This is a genomic window from Glaciihabitans sp. GrIS 2.15, assembly GCF_035984695.1.
In the GTDB taxonomy this organism is placed as follows: Bacteria; Actinomycetota; Actinomycetes; order Actinomycetales; family Microbacteriaceae; genus Lacisediminihabitans.
The window spans coordinates 379,215-394,669 of record NZ_JAXCHU010000001.1 but is presented as its reverse complement, the minus strand read 5'-3'; the positions used below and the strand labels follow the sequence as shown (position 1 = coordinate 394,669).

Sequence of the window (15,455 nt, the reverse complement as noted above, 5' to 3'; positions counted from 1 at the left end):
TCCAAAAACCGGACGACCTCCCGGCAGGCCGGGACCGGTACGGGAGTTATGCGGACGGATCGACGCCCAACACGGCGAGCAGTGCCGCGGATTTGAGTTTCACCTCGGCGAGTTCCTCCGCGGGCACCGAGAGCGCGGTGATGCCGCCACCGGTTCCGATCGACGCGCCATCGGCATCCAGCAGGATGCTGCGGATCACCATCGACAGTTCGATGCGTCCGTCGAGACCGAAGTACCCGAACGCTCCGGCATACACCCCGCGGGCGCGGTATTCCAGCCGATCGAGGATGGTCACTGCGCTGTGCTTCGGAGCCCCGGTCATCGAACCGGCCGGAAAGCAGGCGCGCACGGCATCCACGCCCGTCAGTCCGGCAGCGAGACGACCGCGCACAGTGCTGACGAGCTGATGCACGTGAGCATAGGTCTCCACCGCGAGCAAACGCGGAACGGTCACTGATCCGACCTCACTCACCCGGCCGATGTCATTGCGCATCAGGTCGACGATCATCAAATTCTCTGCGCGTTCCTTGTCGCTTGCGAGAAGTTCGGCCGCAAGGGCGAGATCCGCCTCCTCGGTGTCACCGCGTCGTCGCGTGCCCTTGATCGGTTGCGACTCGATTGTGCCATCGGGCGCGACCGTGAGAAACACTTCGGGAGATGCGCTCAGCAGTGAGGTGTCCCCCGCCCGGAAGAAGGCCCCGTGATGGCTCGGACTCGCCGACCGCAGGGCGAGATAGGTCTCGAACGGATCGGGCGTCACCGCCACCCGCACCTCGGTGGTGAGACAGAGCTGATAGGCGTCGCCCGCGTCGATGGCGGCCTGGCACTCGGCGATCATCCGAAGGTAGCCCTCGTCGGACGCCGCCCAGACCGCCTCGGCCTTTTGGGGTCTGATGCCATGACCGGGCGCCGATGGGAAATCGTCCCGCCCGATCACCCGGGCGTTCAGTCCGTCGACGGAAGCGGCATCCAGGCCGATCACCGCCACCGTCCCCGCCGCATGATCGAACACGAGGGCGAGGTCGACGAAGAGGAGCGAGGCATCCGCAAATCGAGAGCGGTGGGCGGATGTCACCCCCATGGTCTGCGCGTGCAGCTCGTATCCCAGCCACCCCACCCAGCCGAGCGCGAAGCCGGAGCCTGTGGCCGGGTACAATCGGGCCATATCCTCGCCCAGGAAATCCCATACCTGCCCCGGTCGGCTCTGACCGTCGACAGTGATGGAGTTTTCGGCCACAGACGCGGTGAGTCTTCTCGTTCCGAAACCGAGGTAGCTCATGCCGTCCGCGGCATGCATCCCGGAGTCCAGCCAGACGGCATCACTCGCTCCCGCGAACAGCAAGGCGGCGAGCCGCGCCGGGTCGATCCAGCCGGGTAGCGAAGATTCGTAGACCGGGTGGCGCATACCCTAACTCTATGAGTGAGTCGTCGATCCACCGTTGGCACCAGGGCGAATTGCACCTGCTCGATTACCGCGACCTGACCGACCCGTCAATTGTCGCAGCGGACTCCTGGCTGGTCACCGATGGCTCCACGCTCGCACTCGACCTTCATCGCCAGCGCTTCTTCGATGCTGCGGGCGCGCTCATCGACGACCTCGACCGGTTCTGGAACGCGTCGATCGCCGCGATCCCCCGCACCGGCAACTGGTTCCCCCGGGTCGAAGTGCAGTTGCGAGGCGGCACTGCACTCGCGGTGTTCCGCCTGCGCGCCGCACCGGCGCTCTCGCGATCGGTTCGACTCGCAAGCCACCGCGACGCCGATCCGAGGACATCGCCCCGCACTAAGGGACCGGACACGGCGGCATTGTTGCGCATCCGCACGGAGGCCAAGGCGGCCGGCGCCGACGAGGCGGTGATCATCTCTCCCCACGGATTCGTCGTCGAGGGCGCCTACAGCGCGATCCTCTGGTGGCGGGGCGATGCGCTCTGCGCGCCCTCGCTCGACCTCGAGCGGGTATCCAGCGTGACAGCCCGGTCGGTGATCGCCCTCGCGACCGCTCTCGGCATCGAGGTCTTCTACGAGTCGATTGTTCCGGCCGAGCTCGAGAGCTGCGAGATCTGGGCTCTCAGCGCCCTGCACGGCATCCGCATCGTCACCGCCTGGGTCGATGGACCGGCCCCGGCCGAGCTGCCTGGCCGTCTCGCTACTTGGCGCTCGCGCCTCGATCGACTGCGACAGCCCCTCCCGTAGCGAAGAGAGGATAGCGGGGAGAAGATAGTGGGGAGAAGTTAGCATGTCGGCTGGCTAAGCTCACGAGCGTGAACGACACCCTCACCTGGATTCTCGACACGGTCCGCCATGTGGATCCCGTGCTGCGCGTGCTGATCGCGGGCATCGGGATGGTCCTCGAGACCTCGATCCTCGTGGGTCTTGTCGTGCCCGGTGACACGATCGTGCTCGTATCGGCAACGGGAATCGCCGACTTGCCACAGTACGTCGCACTCTTAGTGACCGTGATCATCGGGTCGCTCACCGGGGAGAGCATCGGCTTTGCGCTCGGGCGATTCTTCGGTCCGCGCATCCAGGCCTCGAAGGTGGGGCAGCGACTCGGCGAACGCAACTGGCTTCGAGCGGAGACCTATCTCGACCGGCGCGGGGGCATCGCGGTGTTCGTGTCGCGGTTTCTTCCGGTGATGCACGCGCTCATTCCGCTCACCGTGGGGATGAGCACCATGAGATACCGCAAGTTCCTGAGCTGGACCGCGCCGGCCTGCGTCCTCTGGGCCGCCGCCTACGTCTCGGTCGGCTGGCTGGCCGCAGGATCGTATCGAGAACTGTCAACCCAGCTGCATTCCGCAGGCTATTTCTTCGTCGGAATCATCGGGGTGTTCCTCGCGATCGTATTGCTGGTGAAGAAGGCCGTCACCCGCGCTGAGGCTGGCCACATGCACAGGGATAACCCCCGAACAGATGAGGTGCCCGAGCCCTAGCCCGGGCACCCCCTACTCTCCGTCGATCGGTACTACTTGAGCAGGCCGCTCTTGCTGAGCCAGGCCTTGGCGATGACCGCTGCAGACTTCTGGTTGGTCACGCTCTCGGAATTAAGGCTTACGAGATCAGACCGCGAGAGCTTAGCGTTCACCTTATTGAGGATGTCCGCCGCCTTCGACGTGACCTTCTTCGAGACGATCGGCGCCACGTTGTCCGGGAAGAAGAGGTTATCGGGATCCCTCAGCACCACCAGGTTGTCCGTCTTGATGAGCGGACTCGCGGTATAGATGTTGGCGAGCTGGATCTTGTTGTCGAGCAGCGCCTTCACCGTCAATGGTCCGCCGCTGTCTTCGATGGCAGTGAGACCGGCAGTGGTGACCCCGTATTTCGCCTTGAGTGCATCCGGGCCGTACGGACGGGTGGCGAGCTCGGAATTACCGCCAACCAGAATCGGCTCGGTCACCTTCTTGAGCGAGGCAATGTCGGTGAGGTTGTACTTCTTGGCGAAGGCCTCGGTCACGGTCCAGGAATTCTGGTCGGCGGCCTTCGCCTTGTCGAGTACTCGCAGGCCGGTCGGCAGCACGGACGCAAGGTCTTTCGCCACAGCGTCCGGCGAACCGCCTGCAGCCGTCTTGTTGAGCGCCTGGTCGAGGCTGCCGATGTACTCGGGGAAGACGTCGATCTTTCCCGATTTGAGCTCGGGTAGGTACACCTCGCGCTGGCCGATCTTGAACTGGCGATCGATGGAGAATCCGCCGTTCTCGAGTGCCTGTGCATAGATCTCGGCGACTATCTCGTTGGAGTAATAGTCCTGCGATCCGACCACGAGAGTCGTTTTCGCTGCCGAACCCGAGCCCCCGGAAATGGGGTTACTCGACGCACACCCTGAAAGGGCTATTGCTGCCCCAACCACGACTGCGCCAAGTGCGACCAGCCGGCCTTTTTTTGCTGTGAACATGTGACTGCTTCCTTACTGTGAGGGGAATTAACCCAGGGCCGTGCGAGATCGGGGTGACTTCACACGGACATCTTGAGGTCGTCCGGCGGTGACACCCGCGGGGATGACGAGCCGTTGAACGCTGCTGAACAGCACTTCTGAGAGGATGGCGAGGAGGATCACGATGATCGATCCGGCCAGCATCTGGGGATAGTCGTTGGTCTTCACTCCGGTAAAGATGAAGTGCCCAAGCCCGCCTCCTCCGACATAATCTGCAAGCGTGGCCGTGGCGATCACCTGGAGCGATGCGGTTCGCAACCCCCCGATGAGCAGGGGAAGACCCAGGGGTATCTCGACCCGACCGACGATTTGAAACTCCCGCATTCCCACGGCACGAGCCGCGTCGATGGCCCGCCGGTCCACCGCTTCGAAGCCCGAGTACGCCCCGGCAAGGATCGACGGGATGGCCAGCACCACGAGGGCGATGAAGGGGGCGAGCAGTCCGACATTCACGATGAGGGCGATGATGATCAGTAGCCCGAGAGTCGGAAGCGCGCGGATTGCTCCGGACGCCCCGATCGCCAGCGAACGCCCCCGGCCGGTGTGGCCGATGACATAGCCGAGAGGAATTGCGATGATCGACGCGACGACCAGCACACCGAGACTGATGAGCAGATGCTGCCCCATACGGGTGTCGATCCCGTCGACTCCCCCGTAGTGAGCCGGGTTCAGAACCCAGAGGATGCCCTCCACGAAGAGATTCACGCGGTCACCGGCCCGCGCGCCCGTCGAAGCTCGCGCCGAGCGACGCGACCAGAATTGACCGCGACCCACGGCATGAGAACCCGACCGAGGAGCACGAGGAGCCCATCGACGCTGAGTGCGATGATGATGGTGAGCACGATTCCCGTGAGGATCTCCGCGGCGATACCCCGCTGGAATCCGTCGGTGAAGAGTGCCCCCAGACTGTCTACCCCGATCACCGCCCCCACCGTCGTGAGGCTGATGGTGCTCACGGCGACGACCCGGATTCCCGCGAGGAGCACAGGCCCGGCTAGAGGAAGATCCACCCGGAAGAACTGCGACCTCTCCGAGAATCCCACCGCGGTGGCGGACTGGCGGATGCCCGGATCGACCGAGGCGAGACCGTCGGCGGTGGTACGCACCATCAGGGCGATCCCATAGAGGGTCAGCGCGACGACCAGATTGATCGAATCGCGCAGCCCAGTTCCCAGTACCAGCGGGAGGATGATGAACAGCGGAAGCGATGGAATGGCATAGAGCAGACCGAGCACCGTGAGCAGCGTGCCGCGGCTCCAGCGATACCGATTCGCCACCCAGCCGACTGGCACCGAAATCACGAAACTCAGGATGATTGGTGGGAGGGAAATCAGTAGGTGAGCCACCACCAACTGGCCAATCAATTCGCCGTTGTTGAGCAGCCAGGTCACCGCGCCACCACGTCAGTCTCGCCGACCAGCACTCCAGCGGGGCGGCCCTCGCTATCCACGAGAATGTCGCCGGTCGGCGTGTTTCGAATGCTCAATGCCCGCTTGCCCTTGTCTGCCCCGATGAATGTCGCGACAAACTCGTTGGCCGGAGCCGCAAGGATCTCGGCGGGAGAGCCGACCTGCGCGATGCGACCGCCCTTCTCGAGGATGACCACCTGGTCGCCGAGGAGGAATGCCTCGTCGATGTCGTGGGTCACGAATACCACTGTCTTATCGAGTTCGCGCTGCAGACGAATGAGCTCGGTCTGCAGCTCCGCGCGCACGATCGGGTCGACCGCTCCGAACGGCTCGTCCATGAGGAGGATGTTCGGGTCGGCAGCGAGACCCCGCGCGACGCCGACACGCTGCTGCTGTCCGCCGGAGAGTTGGCTCGGATATTTGTCAGCCAGCGCACGATCGAGACCGACCGTGTCCAACAGGCGCAGCGCATCCTCTCTCGCCTGTTTCTTCGGCACGCGGTTGAGAATGGGCACGGTAGCGACGTTGTCGATCACCTTGAGATGCGGCAGGAGACCGGAGTTCTGCATGACGTAACCGATGCGGCGGCGCAGAGCCACCGGCTCCAGATGGGAGGTGACTTCGCCATCGATTTCGATGTAGCCGGAGGACGGATCGACCATCCGGTTGATCATGCGGAGAAGAGTGGTCTTTCCCGATCCCGAAGACCCGACGAGCACCGTGGTCTTGCGGGAGGGAAGCACGAGACTGAAATCTTTGACCGCGAGAGTTCCGTCAGGGAACTGTTTTGTCACGCCACGGAACTCGATCATGGGGGCGGCTCATTCCTCGTGGTTCACACGAATCGACACTTGCCGGACTGTTCGCTGTCAACACTATTCTCGGCAACAGACGTTTTTGGCTGTTGGAGATTACGAATTGCTGACAGTGCGAGCGGTGAGCGCTTAGCGGATGAGCCGATGACGCGGAGCGCGAACGTACGTTCAAAAATCCACGCCGAAGAGGCCTGCAGGTCGCTTAGGAGCTGCGGGGATCTCCATAGAAGCCCGTCAGGTAGGCTCTCGAGATCATCATCGCCTCGTCGATGAGCTTCGAGTCTCCGTTCGAGTCATACGTGAATGCGCGCGAGAGCAGGGAGTCGGAGACAACAATGACCACCTCGAGACGGTGGGCCAGCTCTTCTATCGGAAGGCCGAATCGCTCCGAGATCGCCGTGGCGGCAGCCGCGGCAACCACGGTGCTTCCGGACTGCGCGGTCAGCGTGGGGCGCACATCGAGCACGTCACCAAGGCGAAGCGAGCGGAATCCCGGTAGGGAACGGAAGGCAGTGGTCATCGCGACGATGCAGGCCTCGAGTGCATCCAACCAGGTGGCATGAACCGAGTCGAGCACCGTCGCTCGCGTGCCCTCTACGAATTCCCCAAGCGAGCGAGCACTGAGGCTCTGAAGCACGACGATGCGGTCGGGGAAGTAGCGATAGACAGTGCCGATAGAGGCACCTGCCCGTTCGGCCACCATTGCAGTGGTCAGGCGCTCGTAACCAATTTCGTCGATGATCGCCGCCGCTGCATCGAGGAGGCTCGCGAGCCGCGCTGTACTGCGTGCCTGGACGGGCTCATTGCGCAACAACGCGATGCCGTCCGAGGCAAGGTCCGTGAGATTCTGATCAGACAATGCAACTCCTCGATTTATGTCAGTCCGAATACTATCGCGCCCCCGAGACGGGGGCGCGAAGTTTTTGCGATTAATTCAAGTATTGAGCGACTTGCCAGAAATGCCGAGTGTGTGAACTGCTCCGACCGTTCTGTGGACGGGAAGCCGTGCACTCAAACATGGAAGACTTGTCCTATGGCCAGTACCCGGAAAGCGTCAGTAGAAGGAGCAGAGCCGCTCCTCCACCTCGCGGCGCGTGCCGAAGATGCCATGCATGATTTCCGAGAAAAGCATGCCCGCCGTCGTGGACATATACCCACCGTAATCCCCTATGCCGGGTACGGCGCTCCTGGCTGGGCGCGCGTGCTCTGCCGGGTACTGCTCACGAAGCCGACCCCCGGCAACGATCCGCGCTATAAGAAAATCCGCGGATGGCGCAGTTTCACGAGCGTGCCCGTGAGCGACATTGCAGTGACGATCGAGATCGAGAAGGTCGAACAGCGCGTTGTCGCAGATCGCGGCGGCGTGGTCGACACGGTTCTCGAAGTCGACCTCGCGCCCGGCTGGCACACGATCACCATCCGAACCGACGAGACGGAGAGCGTGGATGCACCGATCTTCATCGTCGATCCTTCGGTCTCTGTCGGGATCATCTCCGATGTTGACGACACTGTGATGGTCACTGCGCTGCCCCGACCCTTCCTCGCGGCGTGGAACACCTTCGTGCTCGACGAACACGCGCGGCGACCAGTCCCCGGCATGGCGGTGTTGTACGAACGGCTGACGCGAGCGCATCCTGGCATGCCTGTCTTCTACCTCTCAACCGGGGCCTGGAACGTGGCACCGACACTGACACGGTTCCTCTCCCGCAATCTGTATCCGTCTGGTCCACTGCTGTTGACGGACTGGGGGCCCACCCACGATCGTTGGTTTCGCAGTGGTCGCAACCACAAGGTGGATACATTGAAGCGGCTCTCGAGGGAGTTCCCCGAGATGCGCTGGCTACTGGTCGGTGACGACGGGCAGCACGACGAGGAAATCTACGGCCAGTTCGCGGCGGATCATCCTCAGGCTGTGGAGGGCGTGGCGATCCGACAGCTCTCGAATAGCGAAGCAGTGCTCGCCGGGGGACGGAGCAAATCCGAAGCGCACTCGAGCCGGTCGGCGCCCTGGGTGTACGCCCCGGACGGAGCGGGCCTCGCCGAACGGTTAGCTGACGCCGGCCTGTTCTGAGAGAGGCCGATCCTGAATCTCCGGTGACCCTCGGCAGGCTTCCCCCGCAGGCCTGAATCATGCAAGAGTAACGGACGGATCGGCCCGCGACGCGAACTACTCCCAGATCGCGGTCGACTACGCGCTAGTCCGCCGGCCTGATCCATTGATCGCCTCGCTCCTCGGTGCCCTCGGTCACTCGGTTCCCCAGCCGATCGTCTGGAACCGCCCGCTCGGTAACCTAGTGCCAGGCTGTCGGCCCTGCCGAACCTGCACGGTAGGAATCAATCGGAACGGTGCTCTTTCGCCAAGCCGCGAGGATGGGCGCCACGATTCGCCAACACTCCTCTACCGCGTCCGCGCGCACCGACAGCGTCGTGTCGTCGGAGAGGATGCCGTGAAGTACTTCTCCATACGGACCGAGCTCCCCCTGTGCGAACTCCACGTCGAGACTCACCCGATCGAGGCTGAAAGGGTCGCCCTCGCCATTGATGTTTAGGTCGAGCTTGATGCTGTCCGGCGTCAATGACATCGTGAGCTTCGCCGGGCCGGGCTTACCGGTGAAGCCGTAGGGCCGATGCGGCACATCCTTGAAAGTCACGACGATCTGCTGGCGTTTCTCGGCGATCGCCTTACCCGAACGCAATCGGAACGGAACTCCGGCCCAGCGCCAGTTCTCAATGCCGACGATCACCTCGGCGAGCGTCTCGGTGTCGAGCTCCGGGTGCACCCCCGCTTCCTTCACGTATGCCGGGAGCTTGCGGCCGTCGATCGTGCCGGCGCTATAGCGTGCGCGTCGACCGGCGGAAATGGCGTCGCGCTTCCAAGCGTGCGTGGCGCGCAGCACCTGTGCCATCGACCCGCGCAGGTCGTCGGGATCGAGACTCGACGGCGGCTCCATCGTGGCGAGCGCCATCACGAGCAGCAGGTGGCTCTGGATCATGTCTACGAGCGCGCCCGCCTTGTCGTAATACCCGGCTCGGCCCTCGAGCCCGAGAGTCTCATCGAAGACGATGTCGACCCGTTCGATGTGTTCGGCACTCCACACCTGTTCGAAGATGCGGTTGGCGAAACGCAGACCGAGCAGGTTGAGCACCGTGGACTTGCCGAGGAAGTGATCGACCCGGTGGATGTGCTTCTCCGGAACGAGCTTCGCCAGCTGCCGATTGAGCGCCTGGGCGCTGCGCAGGTCTGTGCCGAACGGCTTCTCGAGTCCGAGGACCGTTCCCTTCGGCAGTCCCACCTTCTCGAGGGCCGCAATAGCGGCAATCGTTACGTGCGGCGGCAGCGCGAAATAGAGCGCGGGCGTGCCGACAGCGGCGGCGAGGATGCGGGTGAGGTCGGCTGGGCTGGTCACGTCGGCCTGGACGTAGATCGAATTCTTCGCCACTGTCGTCGCGCGCGTACTCGAAACGCCACCAGCGGCGAACGACTCGACGACACGAGAGTGCCACTCGGTCTCCGTCATCGGGTCGAATCCAACCCCGATCAGTCGCAGGTCGTACCCTCGCGAGCTGCCAAGGAGCTGGCCGAGACCCGGGAGCAGTAGACGCCTGGTGAGATCGCCTCCCGCTCCGAGGATGACGAGAGTTCCGATGTGGTCAACCATGTCCATAGGCTACCTCTGCAACAATGTGGGCATGGCTCTGCGCATTGAGGACTACGCCCTGATCGGAGACTGTCACACTGCGGCACTCGTCGGGTGCGACGGCAGCATCGACTGGCTCTGCTTTCCCCGGTTCGACTCCGCCTCGACCTTCGGTGCGCTGCTCGGCACGAAAGACCACGGCCGCTGGCTGCTGGCTCCCGCCACGGCGGTCCTGTCGACGACCAGACGGTATGAAGAAGATACCTTCATCCTCGTGACCCGCTGGATCACGGCCGACGGCGAGGTCGAGGTCACTGACTTCATGCCCCATGGTGATCGACGGGCCGACGTGATCCGACGGATAACGGGCATCCGGGGCAGTGTGCCGATGATGATGGACCTGCGCTTCCGTTTCGGTTACGCAGAGGCCCTTCCCTGGATGCGCCAAGCGCCCGACGAGCACGGTCCTGCGCTGGTCGCCGTCGCCGGTCCTGACGCCGTGATCACCCGCGGGCTGGAACTGCGCGCATCCGACCACACGCACGTCGCCGAGTTCACGGTAGCCGCCGGGCAGACGGTGGATGCCTCGATGACCTGGTACCCGTCTCATCGGCAACCGCCCACCCCCATCGTGGTGGATGACCGTCTCGCCGAGACCACCGCCTGGTGGAAAGACTGGGCCTCGCACTGTATCGCCGCGCCGATCTACCATGACGAGGTGCACCGCTCGCTGCTGGTGTTACGCGCCCTCACGCACGAAGATACCGGGGGCATTGTCGCAGCGGCCACGACGAGCCTTCCGGAAGAGTTCGGCGGACACCGCAACTGGGACTACCGCTACGTGTGGCTGCGCGACGCGTCGCTCACCCTGAACGTGTTGATCAGGCACGGTTTCCGCGATGAGGCGAACTCGTGGCGCGGCTGGCTGTTGCGCGCGGTGGCGGGCGACCCGGGCGATGTGCAAATTATGTACGGCCTCTCTGGTGAGCGTCGCCTCACCGAACGGGAGGTAGCGAGCCTGCCCGGGTATGACGGTGCATTGCCGGTGCGGGTCGGCAATGATGCCTGGCGTCAGTACCAGGGTGACATCTTCGGTGAGGTCATGATCGCCCTCCAGTCGGCGCGAGAGCTCGGAGTCGCCGAAGACGAGTTCTCCTGGCCCCTTCAGCGTGCCCTGATGACCTATGTGGAGGAAAACTGGCGCCGACCCGACAACGGTATCTGGGAGATTCGCGGGCCCCAGCGGGACTTCGTCTCGTCTCGAGCTATGATCTGGGCGGCCTTTGACTGCGCGATACGGGCGGTCACCGACTTCGGTCTCGACGGGCCGGTCGAGGTGTGGACTCGGCTGCGCGATGAGGTGCGTCTAGAGATTGAGTCGCGCGGATTCGATCACTCTCGCAACACCTACACCCAGTACTACGGCAGCACCGGGGTGGATGCCTCGCTGCTGCTGCTCTCGCAGATCGGCTACGTCGCCGCCGACGATTCTCGGATGCTCGGAACGGTCGCCGCCATCGAGGAGGAGCTCCTCCACGACGGTCTCCTGATGCGTTATCGAACAGAATCGGGGGTGGACGGGCTCCCCGCCGGCGAGCATCCGTTCCTCGCCTGTTCGTTCTGGCTCGTCGAGCAATATGCCAGAAGCGGACGGGTGGCCGACGCTCGAACCCTCATGGATCGACTCGTGAGTTTCTGCAACGACCTCGGTCTACTGAGCGAGGAGTACGACGTGGCCGAATCACGGCAGGTGGGTAATACCCCGCAGGCCCTGTCCCACCTCGCGCTCGTGCGGGCGGCAGACGCCATCGCAGCGGCGATGACGCGGCCAGCCGCCTAGACCTTCGTAGCGAGGTGCTCGGCAAAAAACGCGTCGATACGGTGCCAGGCATCAGTGGCAGCTTCGGGGTTCGGACCAGCGTCCAGGATCCGCTTCATGAGGAATCGCAGTGCCGGTGGCCCGCTCTCGGCATCGTTGAGAAAGGAATGTCCCGCGTCGGGGTACTCCTTGACGTCGTGGTCGATTCCGAGTCGCGTGAGGGAGTCGTCCAGTTTCTTCGCGGCCCCCTTGAGGGAGCTGTCTGATCCGCCATAGCTGCCGACAATGGGGCACGCTCCGGCGAGCGCCCGGTCGATCTCCTTGGGAAGCCGTCCGTAGTTGGCCGAGGCCACACCGAAGCCGAGGCTCGCCGCGGCAAGCGCGAAGCCGCCACCCATGCAGAAGCCGATGACGCCGACCTCCCCCGTGCAGTCTTGGCGCGCGATGAGGAGCTGGCGTGCCGACTCGATGTCGGCGAAAGAGCGTCCCGTGCCCGAGTTGAGTTCGCGGAAGGTTTGGCTCAGACATTTGCGGGCACCGCCCTCGGTGAAGAGATCAGGCATCAGGGCGATATAGCCGGCGCTGGCGAAGCGCTCTGCCTGTCGTCGCATCACGTCGTTGACGCCAAACGCCTCGTGCACGAGTACTACCCCCGGCCAGGGCCCCTCACCAGCGGGCAAGACGAATTCCCCGGTGAGCCCCACGCTCGCTCCCTCCAGGCCGGGGATGTCGATGGTTCGGGCAGCACGTGATGTGGACATTGGTTCTCCTGGCGCGTGGAAGGATTTCAGGCGGGAAAGATCAGACTGCTGCCGTCAACTCAGTGAATTCATCATCGGTCAATTCAAGATCGGCTGCAGCCACGTTGTCGGCAAGGTGATCGACGCTCGACGTACCGGGGATCGGCAACAGCACCGGAGAACGCTTGAGCAGCCAAGCAAGAGCCAGCTGGGACGGCGATACACCGCGCTTTGTCGCGAGTCCGTCGAGCGGTCCTCCGGCCTGCGCGAGCCTTCCCGTCGCGAGGGGGAACCACGGAATGAAGGCGATGTCGTTGGCGGTCGCGTAGTCGAGCAGGGGTTCGGCATCCCGGTGACCGAGGTTGAAGAGGTTTTGTACGGACACGATGGTCGCGAGCTTCTGCGCCGCGACGAGTTCTTCGACCGTGACCTCTGAGAGCCCCAAATGACGGATCTTGCCCTCGGTTTGAAGTGCTACGAGTTCCCCGAGCTGGTCCTCGAGCGCGACCTTCGGGTCGATGCGATGCAGTTGCAGCAGGTCGATGCGTTCCAGCCCCAGGTGTCGAAGGCTCAATTCCACCTGCTGGCGCAAGTATTCGGGGCGACCAACCGGAATCCACTCGTTGGGGCCCTGCCGCGTGAAGCCAACCTTCGTGGCGATCACGAGGTCGTCGGCGTAGGGGTGCAGAGCTTCCTTGATCAGGAGGTCCGCGACCTCCGGTCCGTAAGCATCCGCCGTATCGATCAGGGTCACGCCGAGCTCGACAGCCCGTCGGAGCACCCGCACCGCGTTCTGCGGATCGGGAGACTCGCCCCACACGCCAGCGCCGGGCAACTGCATCACCCCGTAGCCGAGACGGTTAACCGTCAGGTCGCCGCCGAGAGAAAATGTTCCGGATGCCGATGCAAGTTGTGTAGTCATCTGCTCCAAGGTACGCGCATGAGACCTCTCTCATCTTGGAAGTGGCTGGGTAACCATTCCTCGATAATGAGGGCATGTCTCGCCGCCGCCCGGTCACCGTCTCCGTGCGGGTGCGCATCCTCGCGGCTATGCTCATCGTTGCCGCCGCGGGAATGACCATCGCTGGTGGTTCGGCGTTCCTGGTGCAGCGCGAGCGGGTGCTCGCGCAGGTCGACCAGCGGCTGAATGACACCGCGACCCGCCTGCACTCGATCGCAACCGAAAAGCAGTACGGGAGCGTACGCGACCTTCTCACCGCCGCCATCCAGCAGATCACCCCCGACACCAATGAGGGCATTCTCGGAATCATCGACGGCAAGTCCGCGGTCGTGCCCGGCAGTCAAGTGGGAGTCTCCCTCCAGAAAGACTCGGCTCTCATTTCGCGGGTTAATCGTGAGACTCGGGCGGGGAGCGTCGTGCTCGGAACGGATGTCGGGTCCCGCGGCGCCTTCCGCTACCTTGCGGTGCCGGTAAGGGCTGGCGGTGACAGCGCGACCGGGGTTTACGTCGCCGCGTACAGTATCGACGCCGAGCTCTGGCCAATCGCTCAAGCCTTCCGCACTTTCCTCCTGGTGGCCGCGGCCGCGCTCCTGGCTGTTGGGCTGGTCGGCTGGTTTGTGGCCGGGCGCCTGCTGAGGCCGTTGCGGGTGCTGCGCGATACCGCCCGACGAATCACGGGATCGGACCTCGTCGAGCGCATCCCCGTCGCGGGAGGAGACGACGTGTCCGAACTAACGGTCACGGTCAACGAGATGCTCGACCGCCTGCAGGCCTCCCTCGAGGGGCAACGGCAACTCCTCGACGATGTGGGTCACGAATTGAAGACTCCGATCACGATTTTACGAGGCCAGCTCGAGCTGCTGGATGTCGAAGACCCGCAGCAGGTAGCTCAGATCCGCACGCTCGCAATCGACGAACTGGATCGTATGAACATGCTCGTCGCTGATATCTCGCTGCTCGCTTCCGTGCAGCGTCTCTCCGAGGTGACGATCGAGCCGACTGACGTGCGCAGCCTCACCGAGACGGTCTTTCGAAAGCTCTCAGCGATCCCAAAGCGGGACTGGAGGCTAGTGCAGACAGCGGACGCAGTGGCGAACCTCGATCCAGCCCGCATCACCCAGGCGTGGTTCCAGCTCGCCGCCAACGCCAACCGCCACGGGACGCCCGGGCTGCCGATCGAGATTGGCAGCCGCATCGTGGAGGACCTCGGCGGGGAATTCCTGGAGCTCTGGGTCACCGACTTCGGCCCGGGAATCCCGCCGGAGGCGCACGAGCGCATCTTTGAGAGATTCCGGCGCGAAGAGGAGGGGCGCGGCGAGAGTGGCGCCGGGCTCGGACTCGCAATCGTCACGACCATCATCCACGCCCACCGCGGTCTGGTGCGCCTGAAGAGCGCGCCTTCAATCGGATCGACCTTCACCCTCGAGCTTCCCCTCGGCCTCGCGCGTCACGACGTCGAATCGGAACGCCACGCATGAGCGGAATTCTCATCGCAGAGGACGAAGAACGCATCTCCTCGTTTATCGAGAAGGGCCTGCGAGCCGCGGGATACAGCTCTCACGTGGTGGCCAACGGGGGTGACGCACTCGACTTCGCCTCAACCGGGTCGTTCGACCTCCTTGTGCTCGACATCGGCCTACCCGGCCTGGACGGCTTCGAGGTGCTGCGCCGGTTGCGCTCGTCCGGCTCGACCATTCCGGTCATCATCCTCACGGCACGGGACTCGGGGGCGGATACCGTCGCTGGACTGGAGGGTGGCGCGAACGACTACATGTCAAAGCCGTTCCGGTTCGACGAACTGCTCGCCCGCATTCGACTGCGAGTGAAGGATGCTGGCCCGGCCGAGCGCACACTTCTCAGCTATGGCGACCTCAGCCTCGATACGCGCACCAGGCGAGCAACAATTGGGGCACGCACCGTCGACCTCTCCGCGCGGGAATTCGGCTTGGCTGAGGAGTTCCTGCGCCATCCCGACCAGGTGCTCAGTCGCGAGCAGCTCTTGAGCCGGGTATGGGGGTTCGATTTCGATCCGGGGTCGAACGTCGTGGACGTCTACGTGCGCTACCTGCGTGCCAAGTTCGGGGCGGAGCACATAGAAACGGTGCGCGGAATGGGCTACCGGTTGCGGTAGCTCCTGCCGCG

15 protein-coding genes are annotated in these 15,455 nt (G+C 63.9%); 6 read left to right on the top strand and 9 right to left on the bottom strand.

Going from position 1 to position 15,455, the window contains the following annotated elements; genetic code table 11:
* Positions 1-46: 46 nt before the first annotated feature.
* Entirely contained in the window at positions 47-1,405 is a 1,359-nt protein-coding gene (locus RCH11_RS01920; RefSeq protein WP_327055291.1) for an anthranilate synthase component I family protein, read from the bottom strand.
* 11 nt (positions 1,406-1,416) lie between these two features.
* Between RCH11_RS01920 and RCH11_RS01915 the strand changes: the two genes are divergently transcribed.
* A complete protein-coding gene (locus RCH11_RS01915) occupies positions 1,417-2,193 on the top strand; it encodes an aminotransferase class IV (RefSeq protein WP_327055290.1) in 777 nt (258 codons plus the stop codon).
* A 68-nt stretch (positions 2,194-2,261) separates the two neighbouring features.
* Positions 2,262-2,933, top strand: a complete 672-nt coding sequence (locus RCH11_RS01910; RefSeq protein WP_327055289.1) for a DedA family protein — start codon at positions 2,262-2,264, stop codon at positions 2,931-2,933.
* Positions 2,934-2,965: 32 nt separating this feature from the next.
* Here RCH11_RS01910 and RCH11_RS01905 read toward each other — a convergent pair whose 3' ends face one another.
* The 5 genes from RCH11_RS01905 to RCH11_RS01885 all read right to left on the bottom strand — a co-directional run bounded on the left by RCH11_RS01905 (position 2,966) and on the right by RCH11_RS01885 (position 7,014).
* Positions 2,966-3,892 (bottom strand): ABC transporter substrate-binding protein, encoded by a 927-nt coding sequence (locus RCH11_RS01905; RefSeq protein ID WP_327055288.1) that lies wholly within the window; start codon positions 3,890-3,892, stop codon positions 2,966-2,968.
* 27 nt (positions 3,893-3,919) lie between these two features.
* Positions 3,920-4,636, bottom strand: coding sequence for an ABC transporter permease (locus tag RCH11_RS01900; RefSeq protein WP_327055287.1), 717 nt, complete (start codon positions 4,634-4,636; stop codon positions 3,920-3,922).
* On the bottom strand, positions 4,633-5,322 hold the full coding sequence (locus RCH11_RS01895) for an ABC transporter permease (protein ID WP_327055286.1): 690 nt from the start codon (positions 5,320-5,322) through the stop codon (positions 4,633-4,635). Before RCH11_RS01895 ends, RCH11_RS01900 begins: the two co-directional genes overlap by 4 nt.
* A complete protein-coding gene (locus RCH11_RS01890; protein ID WP_327055285.1) occupies positions 5,319-6,152 on the bottom strand; it encodes an ABC transporter ATP-binding protein in 834 nt (277 codons plus the stop codon). Before RCH11_RS01890 ends, RCH11_RS01895 begins: the two co-directional genes overlap by 4 nt.
* A gap of 205 nt (positions 6,153-6,357) precedes the next feature.
* Positions 6,358-7,014, bottom strand: a complete 657-nt coding sequence (locus tag RCH11_RS01885; protein ID WP_327055284.1) for a TetR/AcrR family transcriptional regulator — start codon at positions 7,012-7,014, stop codon at positions 6,358-6,360.
* 174 nt (positions 7,015-7,188) lie between these two features.
* Between RCH11_RS01885 and RCH11_RS01880 the strand changes: the two genes are divergently transcribed.
* Positions 7,189-8,226 carry an App1 family protein gene (locus RCH11_RS01880; RefSeq protein ID WP_327055283.1) on the top strand — a complete coding sequence of 346 codons (1,038 nt, stop codon included), beginning with the start codon at positions 7,189-7,191 and terminating at the stop codon, positions 8,224-8,226.
* A gap of 220 nt (positions 8,227-8,446) precedes the next feature.
* Here the strand turns inward: RCH11_RS01880 and RCH11_RS01875 are convergent, their stop codons facing one another.
* Positions 8,447-9,814 (bottom strand): glucose-6-phosphate dehydrogenase, encoded by a 1,368-nt coding sequence (locus RCH11_RS01875; protein WP_327055282.1) that lies wholly within the window; start codon positions 9,812-9,814, stop codon positions 8,447-8,449.
* A 31-nt stretch (positions 9,815-9,845) separates the two neighbouring features.
* Here RCH11_RS01875 and RCH11_RS01870 point away from each other — a divergent pair, with 31 nt between their 5' ends.
* Complete coding sequence (locus RCH11_RS01870) at positions 9,846-11,633, top strand: glycoside hydrolase family 15 protein (protein WP_327055281.1); 1,788 nt, start codon at positions 9,846-9,848, stop codon at positions 11,631-11,633.
* Here the strand turns inward: RCH11_RS01870 and RCH11_RS01865 are convergent.
* The gene (locus RCH11_RS01865; protein WP_327055280.1) at positions 11,630-12,373 is read right to left on the bottom strand and encodes a dienelactone hydrolase family protein; all 744 of its coding nucleotides are present in this window, start codon (positions 12,371-12,373) and stop codon (positions 11,630-11,632) included. The genes RCH11_RS01870 and RCH11_RS01865 overlap by 4 nt on opposite strands.
* Positions 12,374-12,413: 40 nt before the next feature.
* A complete protein-coding gene (locus RCH11_RS01860; protein WP_327055279.1) occupies positions 12,414-13,274 on the bottom strand; it encodes an aldo/keto reductase in 861 nt (286 codons plus the stop codon).
* Between the two features lie 74 nt (positions 13,275-13,348).
* Between RCH11_RS01860 and RCH11_RS01855 the strand changes: the two genes are divergently transcribed.
* Both RCH11_RS01855 and RCH11_RS01850 read left to right on the top strand, forming a co-directional pair.
* The gene (locus RCH11_RS01855; protein WP_327055278.1) at positions 13,349-14,791 is read left to right on the top strand and encodes a sensor histidine kinase; all 1,443 of its coding nucleotides are present in this window, start codon (positions 13,349-13,351) and stop codon (positions 14,789-14,791) included.
* Entirely contained in the window at positions 14,788-15,444 is a 657-nt protein-coding gene (locus tag RCH11_RS01850) for a response regulator transcription factor (RefSeq protein WP_327055277.1), read from the top strand. Before RCH11_RS01855 ends, RCH11_RS01850 begins: the two co-directional genes overlap by 4 nt.
* The last annotated feature ends 11 nt before the right edge of the window (positions 15,445-15,455 follow it).

What these genes read in the sequence shown, in the direction of transcription:
- RCH11_RS01920 (WP_327055291.1), bottom strand. Translation starts at nt 1,405, where the DNA reads ATGCGCCACCCGGTCTACGAATCTTCGCTACCCGGCTGGATCGACCCG.
- RCH11_RS01915 (WP_327055290.1), top strand. Translation starts at nt 1,417, where the DNA reads ATGAGTGAGTCGTCGATCCACCGTTGGCACCAGGGCGAATTGCACCTG.
- RCH11_RS01905 (WP_327055288.1), bottom strand. Translation starts at nt 3,892, where the DNA reads ATGTTCACAGCAAAAAAAGGCCGGCTGGTCGCACTTGGCGCAGTCGTG.
- RCH11_RS01890 (WP_327055285.1), bottom strand. Translation starts at nt 6,152, where the DNA reads ATGATCGAGTTCCGTGGCGTGACAAAACAGTTCCCTGACGGAACTCTC.
- RCH11_RS01880 (WP_327055283.1), top strand. Translation starts at nt 7,189, where the DNA reads ATGGCCAGTACCCGGAAAGCGTCAGTAGAAGGAGCAGAGCCGCTCCTC.
- RCH11_RS01875 (WP_327055282.1), bottom strand. Translation starts at nt 9,814, where the DNA reads ATGGTTGACCACATCGGAACTCTCGTCATCCTCGGAGCGGGAGGCGAT.
- RCH11_RS01870 (WP_327055281.1), top strand. Translation starts at nt 9,846, where the DNA reads ATGGCTCTGCGCATTGAGGACTACGCCCTGATCGGAGACTGTCACACT.
- RCH11_RS01865 (WP_327055280.1), bottom strand. Translation starts at nt 12,373, where the DNA reads ATGTCCACATCACGTGCTGCCCGAACCATCGACATCCCCGGCCTGGAG.
- RCH11_RS01860 (WP_327055279.1), bottom strand. Translation starts at nt 13,274, where the DNA reads ATGACTACACAACTTGCATCGGCATCCGGAACATTTTCTCTCGGCGGC.
- RCH11_RS01855 (WP_327055278.1), top strand. Translation starts at nt 13,349, where the DNA reads ATGTCTCGCCGCCGCCCGGTCACCGTCTCCGTGCGGGTGCGCATCCTC.
- RCH11_RS01850 (WP_327055277.1), top strand. Translation starts at nt 14,788, where the DNA reads ATGAGCGGAATTCTCATCGCAGAGGACGAAGAACGCATCTCCTCGTTT.